Source organism: Actinokineospora guangxiensis, assembly GCF_042657845.1.
Taxonomy (GTDB): Bacteria; Actinomycetota; Actinomycetes; order Mycobacteriales; family Pseudonocardiaceae; genus Actinokineospora; species Actinokineospora guangxiensis.
Genome location: NZ_JBHSKF010000032.1, coordinates 1 through 2,828 on the forward strand (window position 1 = coordinate 1; position 2,828 = coordinate 2,828).

A 2,828-nucleotide genomic window follows, 5' to 3' on the forward strand; every position below is an offset into this window, starting at 1 on the left:
TCCAACGACTCCGCCAGCCCACGGGAGATCTCCTCCCGATCAGCCAACGTCAACATCCTGCGCACGACAGGGAATCCTTCCCCACCGAACACCAAGATCACATGCTACGACCGCCTGAACTCGCTCTGATCTCGCTCGCCTCAACAGCCGCATTGAAACCCTTGACGAGAAGCTTGACACTCTCGTAGAGGTCATCGGGGAATCTCATGAAGCCAGCGAGCGCCAACTAGACGACCACGACAAACGCATTACCCGCCTTGAGCGCCACGCCGCGTAGCTCATCCCACTCCGCGCTCGCGCAGCGCTTCTTCCACCTCGGCGTCCACTACCTCCGCCAGCCCACCACCACCCACCCCGGCGCCAGTCGTACAGTCGCCGCAGCTACTGCTGACTCGGCTCTCCACGCACAACCCCGAACGGAACACTTCCATGGCCCGCAAGACCATCGTCCAGCTCTTCGACGACCTCGACGGTACCCCCGGCGAGGACATCACCACCATCACCTTCGCCATCGACGGCGTCGACTACGAGATCGACCTGAGCGAGGCCAACGCCACTCGCCTCCGCAGCAGCCTGGAAGAGTTCATCGCGGCTGGACAACGCATCGGCGGCCGAGTCAAGCGCGGTGGCTCGCCGCGGCCCAGCGGTAACGGTGCAGCGCGCTCCAAGGAGGAGACCAAAGCCATCCGCGAGTGGGCCCAGGCCAACGGCTACGAGGTAGCCGAGCGCGGCCGAATCCCCGCCAGCGTCATTGAGGACTACGAGCACGCGCAGCGCCAGCCGAAGGCACCCGCGGCCTCCTCGGAAGAGCCGACGCCCAAGGCCAAGCGGAAGCCCGCCACCGCCGCCTTCTCCAGCTAGCCCGAGGATCCTCCGGTGGATGCGCCACCCGTCGACGAGCAGGACATCGCTCGCTTGGTCGAGCACGTGGCCGCTCAGGAACTCGTGCCAGGAAATGTTGGCGTGCGCTGGGGCGGCCATATGGGCGCGATCATCTCGGATGCGGCGCTCCAGCCGGGGATCAGCTACCAACACGCAGTGGAGAAGCGCATCAGGACGCTCCGGGAATCCTGGCCAGAGGCCGCGACGGTCGCCACCTTCCGCGTGCATCTAGAAGAGCACGACATCGGCACGGTGCTGGACTGGCGAGGGAAGAAGCTCGCCGTGGTGCAGGACATCGCCGACGCTCTCCACGCCGCGAGGCTCGACACTGCGGAGGAACTGGAACAGGCGTTTGCCGCCGAGGACGCCTCGACCAAGCTGGCCGGTGTTCGCGCTGTGAAGGGCGTTGGTCCGAAAACCTACAACTACTTGGCGCTGCTCGTCGGCCGCGTTGACCTGGCGGCTATCGACATGCACCTGCGGCAGTTTGCACGCGATGCCGGTGTCCAAGCCTGCGGCGACCGTGCGCTGCATGCCGTCTACATCGCCGGTGCCGCTCGGCTCGGTTGGCAGCCTGCTGAGCTAGATCGGGCGGTGTGGTTGCACCGAACAACGGCCAGCCGACGGGAGCGCTGCCTTGTCTGACGAGCTTGGTTGGGAAAGATGTGTGGTCGACGTCAACGGTGCACTGTGCACCGGGGTGATGCTCGAGAGAACTGGGCGATGTGTTGGTCACGCGAGCCCTGCACAACTTGAGACCCAGATAGGGCAACTCCGGAGTGGGAAGCGCACCTGGAGCCTTCTTCGAGGGGTTACGGTCAACAAGCAACTCTACAATCAGTTGATGAAGGCGTACCTTCCTGAACTTGGCCTCGACGAATGGGACGCCGCTAAGGCCGTGTTTGAGTGCGCCGTTACCCTTGTGGATGCGCGCTTCCACGGGCGTGCTTCGTTTGCCGGTGCCAAGTTTAAAGGCGAAGCGAACTTTGCGAACGCTACATTTGAAGCCGAGGCCGACTTCGGTGCTGTGAGCTTCGAGCAAGGTGCGAACTTTGGCAAGGCGACCTTCAAACAGCGAGCCTTCTTCAAGGAAACCCAGTTCAAGCTCGAAGAAGCAGTGTCTGCCTCGACGACATACTTCAACGGCGCTCAGTTCGAGGGTGCAGCAGTGTTCCTGCGAACTCGCTTCCACGACGTCGTCTTCGACGAAGCCCGGTTCGGCAAGACAGCGAACCTCGAACACGCGCAATCTGCCGGAAAGATCAGCTTTAAGGAAGCCAAGTTCGATGGGTCGTTCGACCTTACCCACCTTCGTTGTGGCGGCGACCTGGATCTAACTGCCACGCAGTTCGAGGCATACACGCAGTGGTTTGATGCTTGGGTCTACAAGGACATCTTGCTGCGATCGGCGACTTTTACGCACTACTTCGATGCGACGAGCTTCTGGTGTAACCGCTTTATCGCTTCACGGGCGAGCTGGCAAGCAGGCGCTCAGATGAGCTTCGACAAGAACTCAGACATCTACCTCGACCAGGCATCGTTCGGTCAACCAAGCCTGCTCTTCACGCAGATGGACAGCGAGCGCTCGGCGCTGCTTATGCAACATGGGAGAGGGGCCGAGCGGCCGACGTACCCACGTCTGATCTCCGTGCGCGGTGCCAACCTTGAGAAGCTGACCATCTCTGGCCTCGACATGAGTGCGTGCAGGTTTGTGGATAGCCACAATCTGGACAAGCTTCGCTTGGAGGGGCGAGAGACCTTCGCGCTGACGCCTTCAAGCCGCCTCTGGACACATCGCATCGTCATCGCGGAAGAACACAGCGAGTTCAGGCGGTCGTAGCATGTGATCTTGGTGTTCGGTGGGGAAGGATTCCCTGTCGTGCGCAGGATGTTGACGTTGGCTGATCGGGAGGAGATCTCCCGTGGGCTGGCGGAGTCGTTGGAGT

At 62.0% G+C, this 2,828-nt stretch carries 3 protein-coding genes; all 3 read left to right on the forward strand.

All coding sequences use genetic code 11. The annotated features are described in order from the left end of the window. The first annotated feature begins 429 nt into the window (after positions 1–429). The 3 genes from ACFPM7_RS30275 to ACFPM7_RS30285 all read left to right on the forward strand — a co-directional run bounded on the left by ACFPM7_RS30275 (position 430) and on the right by ACFPM7_RS30285 (position 2,722). Entirely contained in the window at positions 430–861 is a 432-nt protein-coding gene (locus ACFPM7_RS30275; RefSeq protein WP_378251269.1) for a histone-like nucleoid-structuring protein Lsr2, read from the forward strand. Between the two features lie 15 nt (positions 862–876). Then, positions 877–1,527, forward strand: a complete 651-nt coding sequence (locus ACFPM7_RS30280) for a hypothetical protein (protein WP_378251270.1) — start codon at positions 877–879, stop codon at positions 1,525–1,527. Between the two features lie 199 nt (positions 1,528–1,726). Beyond that, positions 1,727–2,722, forward strand: coding sequence for a pentapeptide repeat-containing protein (locus ACFPM7_RS30285; protein ID WP_378251271.1), 996 nt, complete (start codon positions 1,727–1,729; stop codon positions 2,720–2,722). Positions 2,723–2,828 lie beyond the last annotated feature (106 nt).